Here is a 17,968-nt window from a genome sequence, read left to right on the forward strand (position 1 = left end):
GGCCTTCTTTCACCACCAGTCTTTCACCACCAGGAGGGGTGGCCTGAGAGGGGGAGAGTCAGCGGACGGACTCGCCTACCTGTTCCAGGTCCACTTCTGGTTGTTGCCGCCGTGGCAGCTGTAGAGCTGGAGCTTGGTGCCGTTGCCGTTGCCCTGTCCGACGGCGTCCAGGCACAGGCCCGACTGGACACCGGTGATGCTGCCGTCGCCGTTGACCCGCCACTTCTGGTTGTCGCCGCCCCAGCAGGAGTAGATCTGCACGATGGCGCCGTTGCCGGTGCCGCCGGCGTCCAGGCACTTGCCGCCGTAGACCCGGATCTCACCCGCGGAGGTGAACGACCAGGTCTGGTTGCTCTGGCCGTTGCAGTCCCACAGCTGCACCTGCGTGCCGTCGTTCTGGCTGGCGTTGGGCACGTCGACACAGCGGCCGGAGGCCACACCACGGATCGCCCCGCTGCCCCCACCGGAGGTCGGAGTCGTCGTCGGCGTCACGGTCGGCGTCACGGTCGGGGTGGCCGTGGGGGTGTTGGTCGGGCCGGGGCCGGCGTTGTTCAGTGCGTTGAGGACCGAGGTGTAGGCGGCCTTCTTGTTGCCGTTGCCGTCGAACAGCAGCGGGCTGGTGTTCGACCCGAGCCAGGAGTCGCTGTCGCGGACGCCCCACACGGTGATGCCGACGCACCGCGAGACCGCCAGGCAGTCGTTGGTCACGTTGGCGTAGGTCTGCGATGAGCCGCCCTGGATGTCCAGCTCCGTGATCGCCACGTCGACGCCGAGGGCGGCGAAGCTGGAGATCGTGGTGCGGTAGTTGCTGTTATAGGCGCTCTGGCTGTTGAAGTGCGACTGCAGGCCGACGCAGTCGATCGGCACGCCGCGCGACTTGAAGTCCTTGACCATGTTGTAGACGCCCTGCGTCTTGGCCCAGGACCAATTGTCGATGTTGTAGTCGTTGTAGCAGAGCTTCGCGGCCGGGTCGGCGGCCCGCGCGGTGCGGAAGGCCACCTCGATCCAGTCGTTGCCGGTCTGCTGCAGGTTGGAGTTGCGGCGTCCGCCGTTGCTGTCGTCGAACGCCTCGTTGACGACGTCCCAGTAGGCGATCTTGCCCTTGTAGTGGGCCATGACCCCGTTGATGTGGTCGATCATCGCCTGACGGAGCGAGCTGCCCGACAGCGACTGCATCCAGCCCGGCTGCTGGGAGTGCCAGGCCAGCGTGTGCCCGCGCACCCGCTTGCCGTTCTGCACCGCCCAGTTGTAGACCCGGTCGCCGTTGGTGAAGTTGAACTGACCGCGGTTCGGCTCGGTCGCGTCGATCTTCATCTCATTCTCGGGCGTGACCATGTTGAACTCACGGTTCGCGATGGTCGTGTAGGCCGAGTCGCCGAGCTTGCCGGCGGCGATCGCGGTGCCGAAGTAGCGGCCGCTCTGCGCCGCCGCCGCGCCCAGCGTGCTGGCCGCCGCGTCGGCGGGGCCGGAAGCCGCCGCGAACGCCGTGACCGCGCCGAGCACACCGAGAGCACCGACGGCCAGAGCCCGGCGCAGTCCTGTGACGGACTGCGGGGTTCCGGGCCGGGAATTGGCGCGTACGCCCATGCCTGAGCCTCCATAACTGAAACGGGAAGGGAAAGAGGCGAGTAGAGTCGCGAGGCGACGCCGCGCTCCCTCGATCGGGAGCGCACACCACCGGGGCATCGCGGACGGCTCCCGCCTGAGCACCACCATCAGGCAGGAGATCGCCTCGGGACCTCAGTGTGGAAACCTCGCCGAAACATGTCAAGACTTTCGTGAAACTTTCGGAACGCCCGGCCCTCTCCGGGTGGTGTCGCTCCGCGTCGACATCAGCCCCGGTCTCTGGAAACGTTGCGGCGAGCCGTCATCTCCGGTCCGGCCGGAATGCCTGAAAGTTTCATCACACATCCCCCATGCCTTGGGTGAGACGTATGGCATAAGACCAGTTGGGCCCGCGCCTGGTCGTCGCGCCCGCCCGACGCCGGGGGAACGGGTCCTTGACGCCGCCTTGCCACCTCGGCTTTGCTCCGCCCACCACCATGTAGGCGCACCGGACAGAGAAGGAGCTTGGCCCCCTACGACCTTGTTAACGTTAACAGCACCTCGTCGCAACACAGCACCTCGTCTTGAAAGCGCACCCGGCGACCCCGAGTGGTACGAGACCCCGGACGGGCACACCACCTTCCCTCCGCGGTCCTCCCCTGGTCGCCGCTTCCGTCGACGGGAGGCCGCCCGTACGGAGCGGGAGGGGAGCCGGATCGCCCGGTCGCCACTCCTCGCAGCGGTGCGGCCCGCACCCGACCGCCGGCCACCCGATCGTGTCCGGCCGCAGAGCCACCACTTCACGGCGTTCGCCCCCGAGAGAGCTGGATACCAAAAATGTTAGCGATAACAGACAAGAGCCGTCGCCCGCGCAGGCCGAGTGCGCGGAGGTCGCTGAGCCGATGGCTTGCCGCGCCACTCCTGGCCCTGGCCATGGCGGCATCGGGCGCGGTGCTGGGGGCGGGCGCCGCGAACGCGGAGTCCAACGGCGGGGTGCGGGTGATGCCGCTGGGTGACTCGATCACCGAGGGCACCCAGGTGCCCGGCGGATACCGGATCGGGCTGTGGCAGCGCCTGGCCTCCGGCCGCTACACGACCGACTTCGTCGGCTCGCAGTACAACGGCCCAGGCAACCTGGGCGACCACGACCACGAGGGCCACCCCGGCTGGCGGATCGACCAGATCGACGCCAACATCACCGGCTGGCTGCGCACCTACACCCCCCGCACCGTGCTGCTGCACATCGGCACCAACGACGTGCTGCAGAACTACAACGTCTCCTCCGCCCCCCAGCGGCTGTCCACCCTGATCGACCACATCACCTCGGCCGCCCCCAACGCCGACGTGTTCGTCGCCACGATCATCCCGCTGTCCAACTCCGGCCAGGAGTCGGCCGCCCGCACCTTCAACGCCGCCCTCCCCGGCATCGTGCAGTCCAAGGTCAACAGCGGCAAGCACGTCTACCTCGTCGACATGCACAGCAAGCTCACCACCGCCGACCTCACCGACGGCATCCACCCCACCGCCGGCGGCTACGACAAGATGGCCGCCGCCTGGTACGCCGCCCTCCAGTCGGTCTCCGGCAGCATCGGCACCCCCGGCGGCACGCCCGGACCCTCGCCGACGCCCTCGTCCACCAATGCGATCAAGGGAGTCGCGTCGGGCAGGTGCCTGGACGTTCCCAACGCCTCGCAGACCAGCGGCACCCAGGTGCAGATCTGGGACTGCAACGGACAGCCCAACCAGAGCTGGACCGCGACCAGCTCCGGCGAACTGCGGGTGTACGGCAACAAGTGCCTCGACGTGGCCAACATGAGCACCGCCGACGGCGCCGCGGTGCAGATCTGGGACTGCAACGGACAGAACAACCAGAAGTGGCGCTTCAACAGTGACGGGAGCATCACCGCCGTCGGGGCCAACAAGTGCCTCGACGTGCCGAACTACTCCACCGCCAACGGTGTGAAGCTCCAGCTCTGGTCCTGCAACGGGCAGACCAACCAGCGCTGGACCCGCGTCTGATCAGCGACAACGCAGGGGCGGCCGGATCGGCCGCCCCGGCGAAGGCCCGCCCCCGCACAGGCCCGCGACGACGGGTCACCCCCCACCGACGAAAGGACCTTCCGTGAAACGAAGGCTCAGATCCCTGCTGGCCGCCGTGTCGCTGCCGCTGGTGCTGGTCGGCATGCTGCTCGCGGCCCGGCCCGCCGCGGCCGCCACACTCACCCGGATCACCGGGTTCGGCACCAACCCGACCAACCTCAACATGTACCTCTACGTACCCGACCGGGTCGCCGCACGACCGGCCCTGCTGCTCCTGGTCCACTACTGCAGCGGCTCGGCCAGCGGCATCTTCAACGGCAACGGCCACGACTACGTCACCGCCGCCGACCGCTACGGCTACATCATCGTCGTCCCCGAGGCCACCCGCAGCGGATCCTGCTTCGACGTGTCCACCCCCGCCGCGCTCCGCCGCGACGGCGGCAGCGACTCCACCGGCATCATGGCCATGGTCAACTACACCCGCCAGCGCTACAACGTCGACCCCGGCCGCATCGTCGTCAGCGGCTTCTCCTCCGGCGCCATGATGACCAACGTCCTGGCCGCCGAATACCCCGACGTATTCTCCGCCGCCTCGGCCTTCTCCGGCGTCCCCGCCGGCTGCTTCGCCACCAACGACGGCTCCCTGTGGAACGGCCAGTGCTCCGGCGGCCAGATCAGCAAGACCGCCCAGCAGTGGGGCGACCAGGCCCGCGCCATGTACCCCGGCTACACCGGCCGCTACCCCCGCATGCAGCTGTGGCACGGCACCACCGACACCACCCTGCACTACAACAACTTCGGTGAAGAAATCAAACAGTGGACCAACCTCAACGGGCTGAGCCAGACCCCCGCCTTCACCGACCACCCGCAGTCGAGCTGGACCCGCACCCGCTACGGCAACACCAGCACCCAGGCCACCGTCGAGGGCATCAGCATCTCCGGCGTCGGCCACCAGCTCCCCATGAACGGCCAGCTCGCCTACGCCATCTCCTTCCTCGGCCTCGACGCGCCGAGCACCTCCCCGTCGGCCACCCCGACCGCGACACCGACCGTGACCCCCACTGTGACGCCGACGACCACCCCGACGTCCGGCGGGGGCAGCGGGGCGATCAAGGGCGTGGCCTCCGGCCGCTGCGTGGACGTGCCCGGCGCCAGCCAGAGCGACGGCACGCAGGTGCAGCTGTGGGACTGCAACGGCCAGAACAACCAGACCTGGTCGTCCACGTCCGCCGGTGAGATCCGGGTCTACGGCAACAAGTGCCTCGACGCCGCCGGCACCGGCAACGGCACCAAGGTCCAGATCTACTCCTGCTGGGGCGGCGACAACCAGAAGTGGCGAGTCAACGCCGACGGCAGCATCACCGGCGTCCAGTCCGGCCTGTGCCTCGACGCCACCGGAAACGGCACCGGCAACGGCACCAAGCTCCAGCTGTACTCCTGCCACGGCGGCACCAACCAGAAGTGGACCTGGACCCGATAGCCGTACGAACTCCCGTCCGGCCCCCCGGCACGACCCCCGGCACGACCCCCGTACGAACCCCGCAGAAAGAGCAGATCGATGAGACGACATCTCAGGAAACTCGTCGGCACCGCCCTGGCCGCGCTGATCACGGCGGTGGTCACGGCGCTTTCCATGCTGGTGGGACCGGTGCCGGGAGCGTCCGCCGCGACACTGACGGAGGTGACGAACTTCGGCTCCAATCCCGGCAACATCCGGATGTTCCTGTACGTCCCCAACAACGTCGCGGCCAGGCCGGGAGTCCTGGTGGCGATGCACGGCTGCAACGGCTGGGCGCAGGGCTTCTACCAGGGCACCGAGTTCGCCTCGCTGGCCGACCGGTACGGATTCATCGTCATCTATCCCCAGGCGAACAAGAGCGCCAATGGCATGTCGAACTGCTTCGACGTGTGGTCGAACGAGTCCCTGCGCCACGGCGGCGGCAGTGACCCGGGCTCGATCGTGTCGATGGTGAACTACGTCCAGCAGCGCTACAACGGCGACCCGCAGCGGGTGTTCGCCACCGGCTTCTCCTCCGGCGCGATGGAGACGAACAACCTGCTCGCCACCTACCCGGACGTGTTCCAGGCCGGCGCGCCGTTCTCGGGCGTCCCCTACGGCTGCCTCGGCCCGGCCGGGTGCGGCGACAAGACGCCGCAGCAGTGGGGCGACCTGGCGCGCAACGCCTACCCGGGGTACACCGGGCCCCGGCCGCGGGTGCAGGCGTGGCACGGCACCAACGACTCGGTGCTGAACTACAGCATGCTGCAGGAGGAGGTCGACCAGTGGACGAACGTGTGGGGCATCAGCCAGACGCCCACCTCCACCGGCTCCCCGCAGTCCGGCTGGACCCGGCGGACCTTCGGCTCGGGTCAGGTCGAGGCGTACACCATCTCCGGGGCCGGTCACGACCTGCCGCACCAGGGGATGGGGATCTACGCGATCCGGTTCTTCGGCCTCGACGCGCCGAGCACCTCCCCGTCGGCCACCCCGACCGCGACACCGACCGTGACCCCCACTGTGACGCCGACGACCACCCCGACGTCCGGCGGGGGTAGTGGGGCGGTCAAGGGTGTGGCCTCCGGCCGCTGCGTGGACGTGCCCGGCGCCAGCCAGAGCGACGGCACGCAGGTGCAGCTGTGGGACTGCAACGGCCAGAACAACCAGACCTGGTCGTCCACGTCCGCCGGTGAGATCCGGGTCTACGGCAGCAAGTGCCTCGACGCCGGCGGCACCGGCAACGGCACCAAGGTCCAGATTTACTCCTGCCACGGCGGCGACAACCAGAAGTGGCGGGTCAACGCCGACGGCAGCATCACCGGCGTCCAGTCCGGCCTGTGCCTCGACGCCACCGGAAACGGCACCGGCAACGGCACCAAACTCCAGCTGTACAGCTGCCACGGCGGCACCAACCAGAAGTGGACCTGGAGCAGATAACGGAGAACGCCCTCGTGCATGACGTCGAACCCGTGGGGTAGACGCACGTCGAGAGTGCGCTGCGGGGTCGTGCGAGACCGGGGTGGGTGGTCACCCCCCGAGCTCGCGCGGCCCCGCGCATGGGTTTCGCGCGGGTTCACGGGGGGCCGAAGGTCCCACGATCACGGGACTTCGGAGTGATCGGAGGGTGCCGTACGGCTCTGCTCCGCGCATGCGGTGTCGCGGTGTTCTTGGAAGCACAAAGAGAAGCACAAAGAAGCGACCACCGCAGCGAAAGGGGCCGGTCATGGCCATCACCGAAGGTCGGCACCAGAGGACCCCCCTCCTCCCCGTCACTCCCCCCGCTCCCCAGATGACCCACACGACCGGCCCGACGACCGGCCCGACGACCGGCCCGGACCCGGCGAGGTATGTCTGGGCCGCCGCCCGCGTCGCCGTCGGCTGGGTGTTCCTGTGGGCCTTCCTCGACAAGCTGTTCGGCTGGGGCTTCGCCACCCCCGCCGCCAAGGCCTGGATCAATGGCGGCAGCCCGACCACCGGCTTCCTGAAGGGCACCGCGGACAGGACCTTCGGCGACCTGTTCGGCGCCCTCGCCGGTCAGGCCTGGGTCGACTGGCTGTTCATGACCGGCCTCGCCGGCATCGGCGCCGCCCTCGTCCTTGGCGTCGGAATGCGGATCGCCGCCGTCGCCGGCGGGCTGCTCCTGCTCATGATGTGGGCCGCCGAGCTCCCGCTGACCACCAACCCCTTCATGGACGAGCACATCGTCTACGCCATCGTCCTCGCGGGCCTGGCCCTCGCCGGCGCCGGCAACACCCTCGGACTCGGCAGGATCTGGGCCGCCACCCCCCTCGTGCGCCGCTTCCCGATCCTCAAGTAAGCCTCCCCGGCTCCGGTGCCCACTCCCCGCCCCCTGAGAGTGGGCACCGGCCTGTTCTCGATGCGAGACTGCCCCCTATGACCGACCACGAGCTGTCCCGGTCGCTGATTCCGAGCATGCGACTGGACGACCTGCTGGCCGAGTTGCAGTCACGCCTCGAAGCGGTGCTGGCCACCCGCGACCGCGTCCACGCGCTGCTGGAGGCGGTGGTCTCCATCGGCAGCGACCTGGACCTGGAGGTCGTGCTGCGCCGCATCGTGGCGACCGCCGCCACCCTGGTGGACGCGACCTACGGTGCGATGGGCGTGATCGGCGAGGACAACACGCTGCTGCAGTTCGTCCCCGTCGGGCTGAGCGAGGAGGAGATCGCCCGGATCGAGCACTGGCCGCACGGCCTCGGCCTGCTCGGCCTGCTGATCAAGCAGCCGCGGACGCTGCGCCTGGCCGACATCTCCCAGCACCCCGAGTCGTACGGCTTCCCACCCGGCCATCCGCCGATGGGCGGCTTCCTCGGGGTGCCGATCCGGGTCCGCGACGAGGTGTTCGGCAACCTCTACCTGACCGAGAAGCGCGGCGGCGGGCAGTTCGACGAGGACGACGAGGCGATCGTGGTCGCCCTGGCCACCGCCGCCGGAGTGGCCATCGAGAACGCCCGCCTGTACGAGGAGAGCCGCCGCCGGGAGACCTGGCTGCAGGCGTCCGCCGAGATCACCACCCGCCTGCTCTCCGGCGCCGAGCCGCAGGAGGTGCTCACCCTCATCGCGCACCGGGCGCACCAGATGAGCGCCGCCGACGGCGTCGCGATCCTGCTGCCGCGCCGGCAGCGACGCGCTGCACCTGGCGCTGGAGCGCACCGGCTCAGCGGACCCGGCCGACCCCGGCGACCCCGCCGACCCCGCCGACCCCGCCGACCCGGATGATCCCGGCGACCCCGGCGACCCCGGCGATCAGAAGGAGCAGGCGGGCCCGGACGGCTCCGCGTACGGCGGACGGGTGCCGATCGAGGGCTCGCTGGCCGGACGGGCCTTCCTCAGCGGTGAGCCGCTGATGCTCGACGGCGAGGATGAGGACGAGGAGACGCTCGCCTGGGCCATCAGCGCTCCCGCGGGGCCGGTGGCGGCGGTGCCGCTCGGCGCGCCCGGCGCGGTCCGCGGCGTGCTCGCCCTGGTGAAACGTGCCGGGCGGATGCCCTTCAGCCGGTCGGAGCTGCGCATGCTGCACGCCTTCGCGGGGCAGGCGGCGGTGGCGCTCGAGCTCGCCGACACCCGCAGGGACGCCGAGCGGCTCGGCCTGCTCGAAGACCGCGACCGCATCGCCAAGGACCTGCACGACGTGGTCATCCAGCGGCTCTTCGCCGTCGCCATGACCCTGATGAGCACGGTGCGGCTGGTCGAACGCCCCGAGGCGTCCTCCCGTCTGCAGACCGCGATCGACGAGCTGGACACCACCATCCGGCAGATCCGCTCGACCATCTTCGCCCTGCAGACGCCGCGCGAGGACAGCTCTCCCAGCCTGCGGGCCCAGGTGGTGGACCTGGTCGAGAGCGCCCGGGGACACCTGGGCTTCATGCCGGGCCAGAGCCTGGAGGGCCATCTCGACAGCCGGGTGCCCCCGCAGGCGGCCGAGCACCTGCTCGCCGTGCTGCGCGAGGCCCTGTCGAACATCGTCCGCCACGCGAGGGCCTCGCGTGCCGACGTCACCCTCGACGCCGCCGGCGACCGGCTGACGCTCGTGGTCGAGGACAACGGCGTCGGCGTCCCCGCCGAGGGCCGCCGCAGCGGCCTGCGCAACCTCGCCGACCGCGCCGAACGGCTCGGCGGGGCCTTCGCCCTCACCTCGCCCCCCGGCGGCGGCACCCGTCTGGAGTGGACCATTCCCCTCGGCGAATGACCGCCGAGCGGCGGTTCACGCGGTCTGGTCGTGTTCGGCCTTGAGACGGGCGGCCAGGGCGGCGGCCTGGGTGCGGCGCTGCATGTCGAGTTTGCCGAGCAGGTTCGACACGTAGTTCTTGACCGTCTTCTCGGCCAGGAACATCCGTTCGCCGATCTGCCGGTTGGTCAGGCCCTCGCCGATCAGTTCCAGGATCTGGCGCTCCTGGTCGGACAGGGCGGCCAGCGGATCCTTCCTGGTGGCCTGGTCGCGCAGCCGGTGCAGCATCGCGGCGGTGGTCTGCGGGTCGAGCAGCGACTGCCCGGCGGCCACCGTCCGCACCGCGCCGACCAGGTCGGAGCCGTGGATCTGCTTGAGCACGTAGCCGGCCGCGCCGGCCATCACCGCGCTGAACAACGCCTCGTCGTCGGCGAAGGAGGTCAGCATCAGGCAGGCCAGGCCGGGCACCTTCGAGCGCACCTCCCGGCAGACGTCCACGCCGTTGCCGTCGGGCAGGCGCACGTCCAGCACCGCCACATCGGGCCGCAGGGCCGGGATTCGGGCCACGGCCGACTCCGCCGTTCCCGCCTCGCCGATGACCTCGATGTCGTCCTCGGCCTCCAGCAGCGCGGCCACGCCTCGCCTTACGACCTCGTGGTCGTCCACCAGGAACACGCGAATCATGACTCATACGCTAAGCCCTCGCCGCCCGCACCAGAAGGCGGCGGCGCCGGACCCACCGTAGGCGGGAGATCGATCTTGGCGGAGTCCGGTAGAGAAGGGGGGGTTCGTAATGTGGACGTCATGCCTCGTCTTCGGGATAGCACGCATTGACCGACCCACATAACGTGGCGATATGGACGCTCTCACCAGCTGGACGCCTTCTTGCCGGGAGGGTCACCGCAGGACTCTCCGAACGGGTTCCGCGCTGGTGATCAGGGAGCACGAGACGATGAACGTACAGATCATGGACCGTGCCGACATCTCCACGGCCGCGACGGCCGTCTACACACATCCGGTTTCCCACTCCTTCCAGGCGGTGGGCGGGGCGCGCCGCCGGGCACGCGACGTGCTGGCGGAGTGGGGCCTGTCCAAGGCCACCACGGAGGACGCCATACTCGTGATCTCGGAACTGGTCACGAACGCGGTGCTCCACGCCCTGCCGCCGGCCGAGCTGCGGCTGTTCCTCCACGGAGACGTCGTACGCGTCGAGGTCGGCGACTCGGGGGCGGCGCCCGTGTGGCCGGGCAGCGCGCCCGCGTCGGGCGAGCGGGGACGCGGCGCCGACGTCGTCGAGGCGCTGGCGCTCAGTCACGGCGCCGACGTCCGCTCCGACTCCGCGACCTACTGGGCCGAGCTGCCCTCCTGCTGAGCGGGCCAGGCCGGGATCAGGCCGGGATCAGCGACGCAGGGTGTCGGAGGGCGACTCCCCGAACCGCTGCCGATAGGCCAGCGAGAACCGGCCGAGATGAGCGAACCCCCACCGGTAGGCGACGTCGGTGACGGTCGCGGCGACCGGATCGGTGACCGCGAGCTCGGCCCGTACCCGATCGAGGCGCACCTCACGCAGGTAACCCATGGGCGTCTTCTCCAGGTGACGCCGGAACCCCTCCTGCAACGCCCGCGCGCTCACCCCCACCGCCTCGGCGATGTCCTCCACGGTGAGCGGTTCGTCCGCGTGGTCCTCGATCAGCCGGACGGCCCGCTTCACGGTGGGCGGCGCCACCCTCCGCTGGCCACCGCACAACGCGTCGCTGTAGTTGCTCGGCTGTGCGATGAGAAGCTGCGTCATCAGCAGCCCCTCCAGCTGCCTGACGACGAGCGGCTGCTCCAGCATGCCGCCGCCGGTCTCGGCCTCGTTGCGGAGGAGTTCGACGACCGACCGCCAGGAACGGGCGGGGGGCCGCGTCAGATCCATGCCGAGGGAGAACGTGAGCGGCCGGTCCGGCCGCCGCCCGAGCAGCCTGCCGAGCTGGTTCTCGAGCGCCCCGCGGTTGAACCGGGTGATCAGCTCGCGGTGCCCGGCCGCCCACCGCATCGACATGGGCCGGTTCAGTGACAGCACGGAGGCGAGCTCGGGGGTCGACGTGATCCGCTCGGACCCGTGGCACACCTCGGCCGTGCCGGCGAGCGGCATCTCCACGAGGAGATGCCCGTCCAGCATCTGGGGGGTGATCGACACCGCCGTGCCGTAGTCGAGGCAGTAGAGGCCGACGCCGTCGAACTCCACTCCGTTCATGCAGGCGTGGATGGGGGCGCCGGGCTCGACGGGACGCAACTGGTGGTAGCCGAGGACCTCGCCGACTCTGGCCTTGGCCTCGTCGACGTCCTGGGTGCGCACCCGCGGATGCGCGGCGAATGGCAACGACCGATCGGACATCTCCGCCTCCCCCAGCGGCCGCGCGGCCCGGAAGCGCGCGGACATGGCCCGTCCCCCCGGACGGACAGTCCATCCCAGCCTACGTTCGCCCTGGTCAGGCTGTGTACGCCCGCCCCCGGCGGACGTCCGCCGGGGTGTCCTCAGGGGCTTCCGCCGGGGTGTCCATGGTCGCGACGGGCGCGGTCGACCCGCGCACCACCAGTTCGGTGGCGAGCTCGACGTGGTGCGACTCGATCCGCTCCCCCGCCGCCAGGCGCAGCGCCGTACGCACCGCGACGGCGCCCATCTCCCGCAGCGGCTGGCGGACGGTCGTGAGGGGCGGCGAGGCCATCCGGGCGATCTGGGTGTCGTCGAACCCCACGATGCTGAGGTCCTCCGGCACCCGCAGCCCGCGCGCCCTGGCGGCCTCCAGCACCCCGAACGCGATCTCGTCGCACCCGGCGAAGATCGCCGTGGGCGGCTCGGGGAGGTCGAACAGGGCCGCGCCGCCCTCGATCCCGTCCTGGTAGTGGAAGTGCGCCGTCCGCACGTAACCGGCGGGTACGGCGACGCCCGCCGCCTCCATCGCGGCCCGGTAGCCGTGCAGCCTGGCCTGGGTGCAGGCGGCGGTGGGCGGGCCGCCGAGGTGGGCCACGCGCCGGTGGCCCAGCCCGAGCAGGTGCTGCGTGGCGGCCAGGCCACCGGCGAAGTTCGTGGAGCCGACGCTGGTCACCCGGGTCCTCGGCAGGTTCAGCGGATCGATCACCACAAGGGGCAGCCGCGCCCGGGAAAGGGCGCCGAGCTGCCCCCCGGTCAGCTCGCCGGTGACGGCGACCAGCGCCCGCCGCCCGGCCGCGACCAGCCCGCGTGCCCACCCCCCGGTGCGGTCGGCGGAGCGCCGGATGCTCACCACGATCGACGCGTCGAGCTCGGCCCCGGCCTCCACCGCGCCCTGGACGATCTCGGTGGAGTACGGATTGAGGTCGTCGTCGAACTCCACCTCGACCGTGTCGGAGGCGGCCGCCTCGCCCCGGCGCTGTGGCGGTGCCACGTAGTCGTGCTGCGCGAGCAGCGACAGCACCAGGGAACGCGTCGCCGGGGCGACGTCGCTGCGGCCGTTCAGCACCTTCGACACCGTCGCGACCGAGACCCCCGCCGAGGCCGCGACCGTCGCCAGAGTGGCCCGTCTACGACCGGCCGCCATCTGATCCTCCCTGTCGCGTGGCTCCGGCCCCCGGCGCCGGAGCCGCGTCCACGGGAGCCACTGCCAAGGGGGTAACTGCCTCGGGGGTCACTGCCACGGGGGTGACGAGCCGGCGGCCACGGCCGACGTGGCGGAGCGGGCCGGTCAGCCGTACGCGGCCCCGGCAGGGCAGGTCCGACGCCGACGTGCCGACGAGGACGTCGAGGTCCCCGGGCTCGACCACCCGCCGCAGGTCGCGTCCGGTGAAGGCGGTGCGGTCGGTGTGGACGGTGAAGGTCGCCCGCACGCTCTCGCCGGGCTCCAGCCGGACCCTGGCGAAGCCGGTGAGCTGCCGCACCGGCCGGGTGACCTGGGCCAGCACGTCGTGCAGGTAGAGCTGGACGACCTCCTCGCCCGCGCGCGGGCCGGTGTTGCGCACGCGCACCGACACGGTGAACTCACCGTCCGTGGGCACCTCGGTCGCGCCGATCTCCAGCTCGCCGATCTCGAAGGTGGTGTAGGAGGCGCCGTAGCCGAACGCGAACAACGGGCTCGGGTCGAGGTTGCTGATGCCGTGGCTTTCGGCGCCGAGCGGCGGCTGGAGATAGGTCCCGGGCTGGCCGCCGTGGCTGCGGGGAATCTGCACCGGCAGCTTCCCGCAGGGCTGCACCCGGCCGGACAGGACGCCCGCGACCGCCGCCCCGCCCTCCTGCCCCGGCATGAACGCCTGGACGAGCGCGGCGGCCTTGTCGCACACGTCCCCCAGCGCGTACGGCCGGCCCGAGACGACCACCACGACGACCGGCGTGCCGGTGGCGGCGAGCTCGGTCAGCAGGTCCTCCTGGACGCCGGGCAGCCGCAGGTCCTCGGCGTCGCACCCCTCGCCCGAGGTGCCCTGGCCGAACAGCCCGGCGAGGTCGCCGACGACGGCCACGCACAGGTCGGACTCACGGGCCGCCCGCAGCGCGTCCGCGAAGCCGGAGCGGTCCGCGTCCCGCCAGTCGCAGCCCCGCTCGTGGACGATCTCGGCGTCCGGCAGCTCGGCCCGCAGCGCGTCGAGCAGGCCGCGCGTCTCGATGCCGAGCCCGAGCCCGGGGTAGCGGGGCAGCACGTGGTTGGGGAAGGCGTAGCAGCCCATGAACGTGCGCGGGTCGTCGGCGCAGGGCCCGACCACCGCCACCCGGCGCAGCTCGGGACGGCCCTCGCCGAGCAGCGGCAGCGCGGAGCCCGCGTCGAGCAGGACGACGGACCGCTCGGCCAGCTCCCTGGCGAGCTCCCGGTTGCCGGCCGAGTCCAGGTTCACCGCCTCCGCCCCGGCCACCGACTTCTCCGGGGTCCAGTCGGGGTCGAGCAGGCCGAGCTCGATCTTCTGGGTGAGTAGCCGGCGCGCGGCCCGGTCGACCAGGGCCTCGGGCAGCTCGCCCCGCCGCACCCGGTCGGCCAGGTGCTGGCCGAAGCCGAGCGTGTCGGGCAGCTCGACGTCGATGCCGGCGCTCAGCGCCTGCACGCCCGCGTCCTCGGCGTCCGCCGCGACCTGGTGCATCGTGGCCAGGAACGCGACCGCCCAGTAGTCCGACACGACGGTCCCGGTGAACCCCCACTCCTCGCGCAGCACCTCGGTCAGCAGCCACGGGTCGGCGGCGGCGGGAACGCCGTCCATGTCGCAGTAGGAGTTCATGACCGAGCGCGCGCCGCCCTCCGCGATCGCGGTCTCGAACGTCGGCAGGATCATGTCCATCAGCTCGCGCCGGCCCATCGCCACGGGGCCGTGGTTGCGGGCCGCCCGGGACGCGGAGTATCCGGCGAAGTGCTTGAGCGTGGCGATGACCCCGGCCTTCTCCAGGCCGCGCACGTACGCCGAGCCGAGCATCGCGACAAGGTACGGGTCCTCGCCCAGGGTCTCCTCGACCCGGCCCCAGCGGTAGTCGCGCACCACGTCGAGCACGGGCGACAGGCCCTGGTGGACGCCCACGGCGCGCATGTCCCGCCCGATCGCCGAGGCCATCCGCTCCACCAGGGCGGGGTCGAAGGTCGCGCCCCAGGCGATGGCCGTCGGGTAGACCGTCGCGCCGTAAGTGGTGAAACCGGTCAGGCACTCCTCGTGCACCAGCGCCGGAATGCCCAGCCGGGAGTGCTTCACCACCTCGTGCTGCAGCCGCACCACCTCCGCGGCGCCCTCCGCCGCGGTCAAGGGAGTGCTGCCGAACACCCGCGTCAGATGGCCGAGCCCGTGGCGCACCGACTCCTCGAACGGCACCCTCCCCGCCGCGGCGAACACGTCCTGCATGGGCGCCACGTTGTGCGTGCCGGTGCCGTCCTCCGGCTCGGCGACCTGCTCGTCCTGCATGTCGTTGCCGATCCACCGGCTGCCGAGCTGGCCGATCTTCTCCTCCAGGGTCATCTCCTCGAGGAGGGCCTCCACCCGGTCGGCCACGGGAAGCGCGGGGTCCTGCCACGGACGGAGGATCCGGTCCGTCGCGGGGGTCCGATCGAGCGCCGTCATCTGCTCTCCTCAAGAAAGAGTTTCGAAACATTTCGGGGTCCGGCCGCGGAATCTCATGAAACATGGATGTTTCACGAGATCACCAGCTAGACGCCCATGCGAAAGTACTCTACACACGGCTAACCCGCCTGTGCCGAGGGCGTGATAGGAGCCTTGACACGTTGGTAACGCCTATCTAAATTGGCGTGCCACGCGGCTTGTGTCGAAATGTTTCGACGGGCTGACTTCAAGGAGGAGTGGGGCGGAGGCGCCCACGGTGCTGATCACACGGTGCTGATCACGGTGTTGATCCAGTTCGCCGGCCACCGCATCCGATGTTCGGCGAGCCGCGCTCAGCCTTCGGCATGCGACGTACGGAGAACAGCGTGGAGTCCAGCAATACATCCCGCCGTGCTTTCCTTTCCCTCTCGATGGGCCTTCCGCTGGGCGCCGCGCTGGCGGCCTGCGGCACGTCCGGCCCGGCCCCGAGCGGCGGTGGCGCGAGCGGCGCCGCCGCGGGCGGAAACGGGGGCGGCGGGGCCAAGGCCAGCTACTGGTTCCTCTCGGGCCCGCCCGGTGAGGCGCCCCGGACCGCGGCCGTGAAGCGATTCAACCAGGCCAACCCCAACGGCCAGATCGACATCAACGTCATCCAGAACGACGCGTACAAGACGAAGATCAAGACGGCGATCGGCGCGAACCAGGCGCCCACCATCATCTGGGGCTGGGGCGGCGGCGGTCTGCGCAGCTATGTGCAGGCCGGCCAGGTCGAGGACCTCACCTCGTGGTTCGGTGAGAACGCCGCCGTGAAGGACCGGCTGTTCCCCGGCGCCTTCGGAGCCGCGACGATCGACGGCAAGATCTACGCGATGCCGTGCGAGACCGTGCAGCCGATCGTCCTGTTCTACAACAAGAAGGTCTTCGAGAAGGTCGGGGTGCAGCCGCCGCAGTCGTACGGCGACATCCTGGACCTGGTGAAGAAGTTCAACGCGGCGGGGATCGCGCCCTTCTCGCTCGCCGGCCAGTCGCGCTGGACGAACATGATGTGGCTGGAGTTCCTCTTCGACCGCATCAGCGGTCCCGAGGTGTTCCAGGCCGTCTTCGACGGCGAGAAGGACGCCTGGAACAACCCCGCCTCCATCGAGGCCCTGACGAAGATGCAGGAGCTCATCAAGGCGAACGGATTCATCAAGGGCTTCTCGTCCGTCACCGCCGACTCCAACGCCGACCAGGCGCTGCTCTACACCGGCAAGGCCGCGATGATGCTGCACGGCAGCTGGTCGTACGGCATCCAGCAGGCGCAGGGCGGCGACTTCGTCTCCAGCGGCGGCCTCGGCTGGATGAACTTCCCGCCGATCGACGGCGGTAAGGGCGACCCGAGCGACACCGTCGGCAACCCCGGCCAGTACCTCTCGATCTCCTCCAAGGCGACGCCCGAGCAGAAGGAGATCGCCAAGAAGTTCTTCGCCACCGGGGTCCTCGACGACACCGAGCAGAAGGAATGGGTCGAGACCGGCGGCGTCCCGATCGTCAAGGGCTCCGACAGCCTGTTCTCCGGGTCCAAGGACGCCGAGTTCCTGAACTTCATCTACGGCGTCTCGAGCAACGCCAAGGTCTTCGCCCAGTCTTGGGACCAGGCGCTCAGCCCGACCGCGGCCGAGGTGCTGCTGGACAACATCGCCAAGCTGTTCCAGCTGTCGATCTCGCCGCAGCAGTTCGCGACGAACATGAACGCGGTCATCGGCAAGTGACCGTGTCCGCGACCGCCACCGGACGGACGCCGTCCGCCGTCGCGCCCGCGGCGCGCGGCGGCGGCGTCCTGCCGTGGCTGGCACTTCCGGCCCTGCTGGCCTTCGTGGCCTTCGCGGTGATTCCGCTGATCGGGGTGCTGCTGCTCAGCTTCACGTCCTGGGACACGCTCGGCACGATCCAGCTGACCGGCCTGGAGAGCTGGCAGTCCGTGCTCACCGACCCCGGCCTGCCGCACGCGCTGTGGGTGACGTTCCTGATCACGGCGCTCTCCTGGGCGGTCCAGACCCCGGCGAGCATCCTGATCGGGGTGTTCCTCGCGGGACACCAGCGCTACCGCGAGCTGCTCGCGGTGCTGTACTTCGTCCCGCTGCTGCTCAGCTCGGCGGCCATCGCGATCACCTACAAGGCGCTGCTCGATCCCAACTTCGGGCTCGGCGCGGGGTTGCACTTCGACCTGCTCACCCAGGACTGGCTCGGCGAGCCCGGCCTCGCCCTGGGCATCGTGATCTTCGTGGTGTCGTGGCAGTTCATCCCGTTCCACTCGCTGCTCTACCAGGGCGGCGTACGGCAGATCCCGCGCTCGCTGTACGAGGCCGCGGAGCTGGACGGCGCGGGACGGGTCCGCATGTTCTTCAACATCACCCTGCCGCAGCTCAAGTACACGGTCATCACGTCCTCCACGCTGATGATCGTCGGTTCCCTGACCTTCTTCGACCTGATCTTCGTGCTGACCGAGGGCGGCCCCGCCGACGCCACCCGCGCGCTCGCCCTGGACATGTACAAGCGCGGCTTCCAGGCCAACCTCATGGGAGCGGCCTGCGTGATCGGCGTCATCCTCGTCCTCGTCGGCCTCGCCCTGGCGCTGCTGCTGCGCCGGCTCGGCGGCCGCGACCCCAACGCAAGCCAGCTCGAAGGGGCCTGAC

General features: G+C 70.5%; 12 protein-coding genes and 1 pseudogene. 8 read left to right on the plus strand and 5 right to left on the minus strand.

Translation table 11 applies throughout. From position 1 onward, the window contains the following. Nucleotides 1-75: 75 nt before the first annotated feature. Nucleotides 76-1,587 carry an endo-1,4-beta-xylanase gene (locus OG344_RS07775; RefSeq protein WP_405087627.1) on the minus strand — a complete coding sequence of 504 codons (1,512 nt, stop codon included), beginning with the start codon at nucleotides 1,585-1,587 and terminating at the stop codon, nucleotides 76-78. A gap of 795 nt (nucleotides 1,588-2,382) precedes the next feature. On the opposite strand from OG344_RS07775, the gene OG344_RS07780 reads away from it, so the two are divergent. From OG344_RS07780 to OG344_RS07800, 5 genes and pseudogenes are all read left to right on the plus strand, one after another. After that, complete coding sequence (locus OG344_RS07780; protein WP_405087628.1) at nucleotides 2,383-3,564, plus strand: lectin; 1,182 nt, start codon at nucleotides 2,383-2,385, stop codon at nucleotides 3,562-3,564. 103 nt (nucleotides 3,565-3,667) lie between these two features. After that, a complete protein-coding gene (locus OG344_RS07785) occupies nucleotides 3,668-5,065 on the plus strand; it encodes a PHB depolymerase family esterase (protein WP_405087629.1) in 1,398 nt (465 codons plus the stop codon). Nucleotides 5,066-5,143: 78 nt separating this feature from the next. Then, the gene (locus tag OG344_RS07790) at nucleotides 5,144-6,520 is read left to right on the plus strand and encodes a PHB depolymerase family esterase (RefSeq protein ID WP_405087630.1); all 1,377 of its coding nucleotides are present in this window, start codon (nucleotides 5,144-5,146) and stop codon (nucleotides 6,518-6,520) included. Nucleotides 6,521-6,872: 352 nt separating this feature from the next. After that, on the plus strand, nucleotides 6,873-7,400 hold the full coding sequence (locus OG344_RS07795) for a hypothetical protein (protein ID WP_405087631.1): 528 nt from the start codon (nucleotides 6,873-6,875) through the stop codon (nucleotides 7,398-7,400). 77 nt (nucleotides 7,401-7,477) lie between these two features. Continuing rightward, a pseudogene (locus OG344_RS07800) lies at nucleotides 7,478-9,290 on the plus strand (GAF domain-containing sensor histidine kinase). A 15-nt stretch (nucleotides 9,291-9,305) separates the two neighbouring features. On the opposite strand, the gene OG344_RS07805 reads toward OG344_RS07800, so the two are convergent. Beyond that, a complete protein-coding gene (locus OG344_RS07805; protein WP_405087632.1) occupies nucleotides 9,306-9,953 on the minus strand; it encodes a response regulator in 648 nt (215 codons plus the stop codon). A gap of 268 nt (nucleotides 9,954-10,221) precedes the next feature. Between OG344_RS07805 and OG344_RS07810 the strand changes: the two genes are divergently transcribed. Further along, nucleotides 10,222-10,641: an ATP-binding protein gene (locus OG344_RS07810; protein WP_405087633.1), complete on the plus strand. Its 420-nt coding sequence runs from the start codon at nucleotides 10,222-10,224 to the stop codon at nucleotides 10,639-10,641. Nucleotides 10,642-10,668: 27 nt separating this feature from the next. Here the strand turns inward: OG344_RS07810 and OG344_RS07815 are convergent, their stop codons facing one another. The 3 genes from OG344_RS07815 to OG344_RS07825 are packed head-to-tail and all read right to left on the minus strand — an operon-like array spanning nucleotide 10,669 to nucleotide 15,314. Then, complete coding sequence (locus OG344_RS07815; protein WP_405087634.1) at nucleotides 10,669-11,694, minus strand: AraC family transcriptional regulator; 1,026 nt, start codon at nucleotides 11,692-11,694, stop codon at nucleotides 10,669-10,671. A 49-nt stretch (nucleotides 11,695-11,743) separates the two neighbouring features. Then, nucleotides 11,744-12,832, minus strand: coding sequence for a LacI family DNA-binding transcriptional regulator (locus OG344_RS07820; protein ID WP_405087635.1), 1,089 nt, complete (start codon nucleotides 12,830-12,832; stop codon nucleotides 11,744-11,746). Beyond that, nucleotides 12,816-15,314, minus strand: coding sequence for a glycoside hydrolase family 3 N-terminal domain-containing protein (locus OG344_RS07825; RefSeq protein ID WP_405087636.1), 2,499 nt, complete (start codon nucleotides 15,312-15,314; stop codon nucleotides 12,816-12,818). The genes OG344_RS07820 and OG344_RS07825 overlap by 17 nt, the downstream gene beginning before the upstream one ends. Nucleotides 15,315-15,724: 410 nt before the next feature. Between OG344_RS07825 and OG344_RS07830 the strand changes: the two genes are divergently transcribed. Beyond that, a complete protein-coding gene (locus OG344_RS07830; RefSeq protein ID WP_405087637.1) occupies nucleotides 15,725-17,044 on the plus strand; it encodes an extracellular solute-binding protein in 1,320 nt (439 codons plus the stop codon). Continuing rightward, the gene (locus tag OG344_RS07835; RefSeq protein WP_405087638.1) at nucleotides 17,041-17,967 is read left to right on the plus strand and encodes a carbohydrate ABC transporter permease; all 927 of its coding nucleotides are present in this window, start codon (nucleotides 17,041-17,043) and stop codon (nucleotides 17,965-17,967) included. Before OG344_RS07830 ends, OG344_RS07835 begins: the two co-directional genes overlap by 4 nt. Nucleotide 17,968: the final 1 nt, after the last annotated feature.

This window comes from Microbispora sp. NBC_01389 (genome assembly GCF_045040095.1).
GTDB lineage: Bacteria > Actinomycetota > Actinomycetes > Streptosporangiales > Streptosporangiaceae > Microbispora.

Coding starts and splice junctions, on each gene's coding strand:
- OG344_RS07775 (WP_405087627.1), bottom strand. CDS start 1,587: ATGGGCGTACGCGCCAATTCCCGGCCCGGAACCCCGCAGTCCGTCACA.
- OG344_RS07810 (WP_405087633.1), top strand. CDS start 10,222: ATGAACGTACAGATCATGGACCGTGCCGACATCTCCACGGCCGCGACG.
- OG344_RS07820 (WP_405087635.1), bottom strand. CDS start 12,832: ATGGCGGCCGGTCGTAGACGGGCCACTCTGGCGACGGTCGCGGCCTCG.
- OG344_RS07795 (WP_405087631.1), top strand. CDS start 6,873: ATGACCCACACGACCGGCCCGACGACCGGCCCGACGACCGGCCCGGAC.
- OG344_RS07815 (WP_405087634.1), bottom strand. CDS start 11,694: ATGTCCGCGCGCTTCCGGGCCGCGCGGCCGCTGGGGGAGGCGGAGATG.
- OG344_RS07780 (WP_405087628.1), top strand. CDS start 2,383: ATGTTAGCGATAACAGACAAGAGCCGTCGCCCGCGCAGGCCGAGTGCG.
- OG344_RS07805 (WP_405087632.1), bottom strand. CDS start 9,953: ATGATTCGCGTGTTCCTGGTGGACGACCACGAGGTCGTAAGGCGAGGC.
- OG344_RS07790 (WP_405087630.1), top strand. CDS start 5,144: ATGAGACGACATCTCAGGAAACTCGTCGGCACCGCCCTGGCCGCGCTG.
- OG344_RS07825 (WP_405087636.1), bottom strand. CDS start 15,314: ATGACGGCGCTCGATCGGACCCCCGCGACGGACCGGATCCTCCGTCCG.
- OG344_RS07830 (WP_405087637.1), top strand. CDS start 15,725: ATGGGCCTTCCGCTGGGCGCCGCGCTGGCGGCCTGCGGCACGTCCGGC.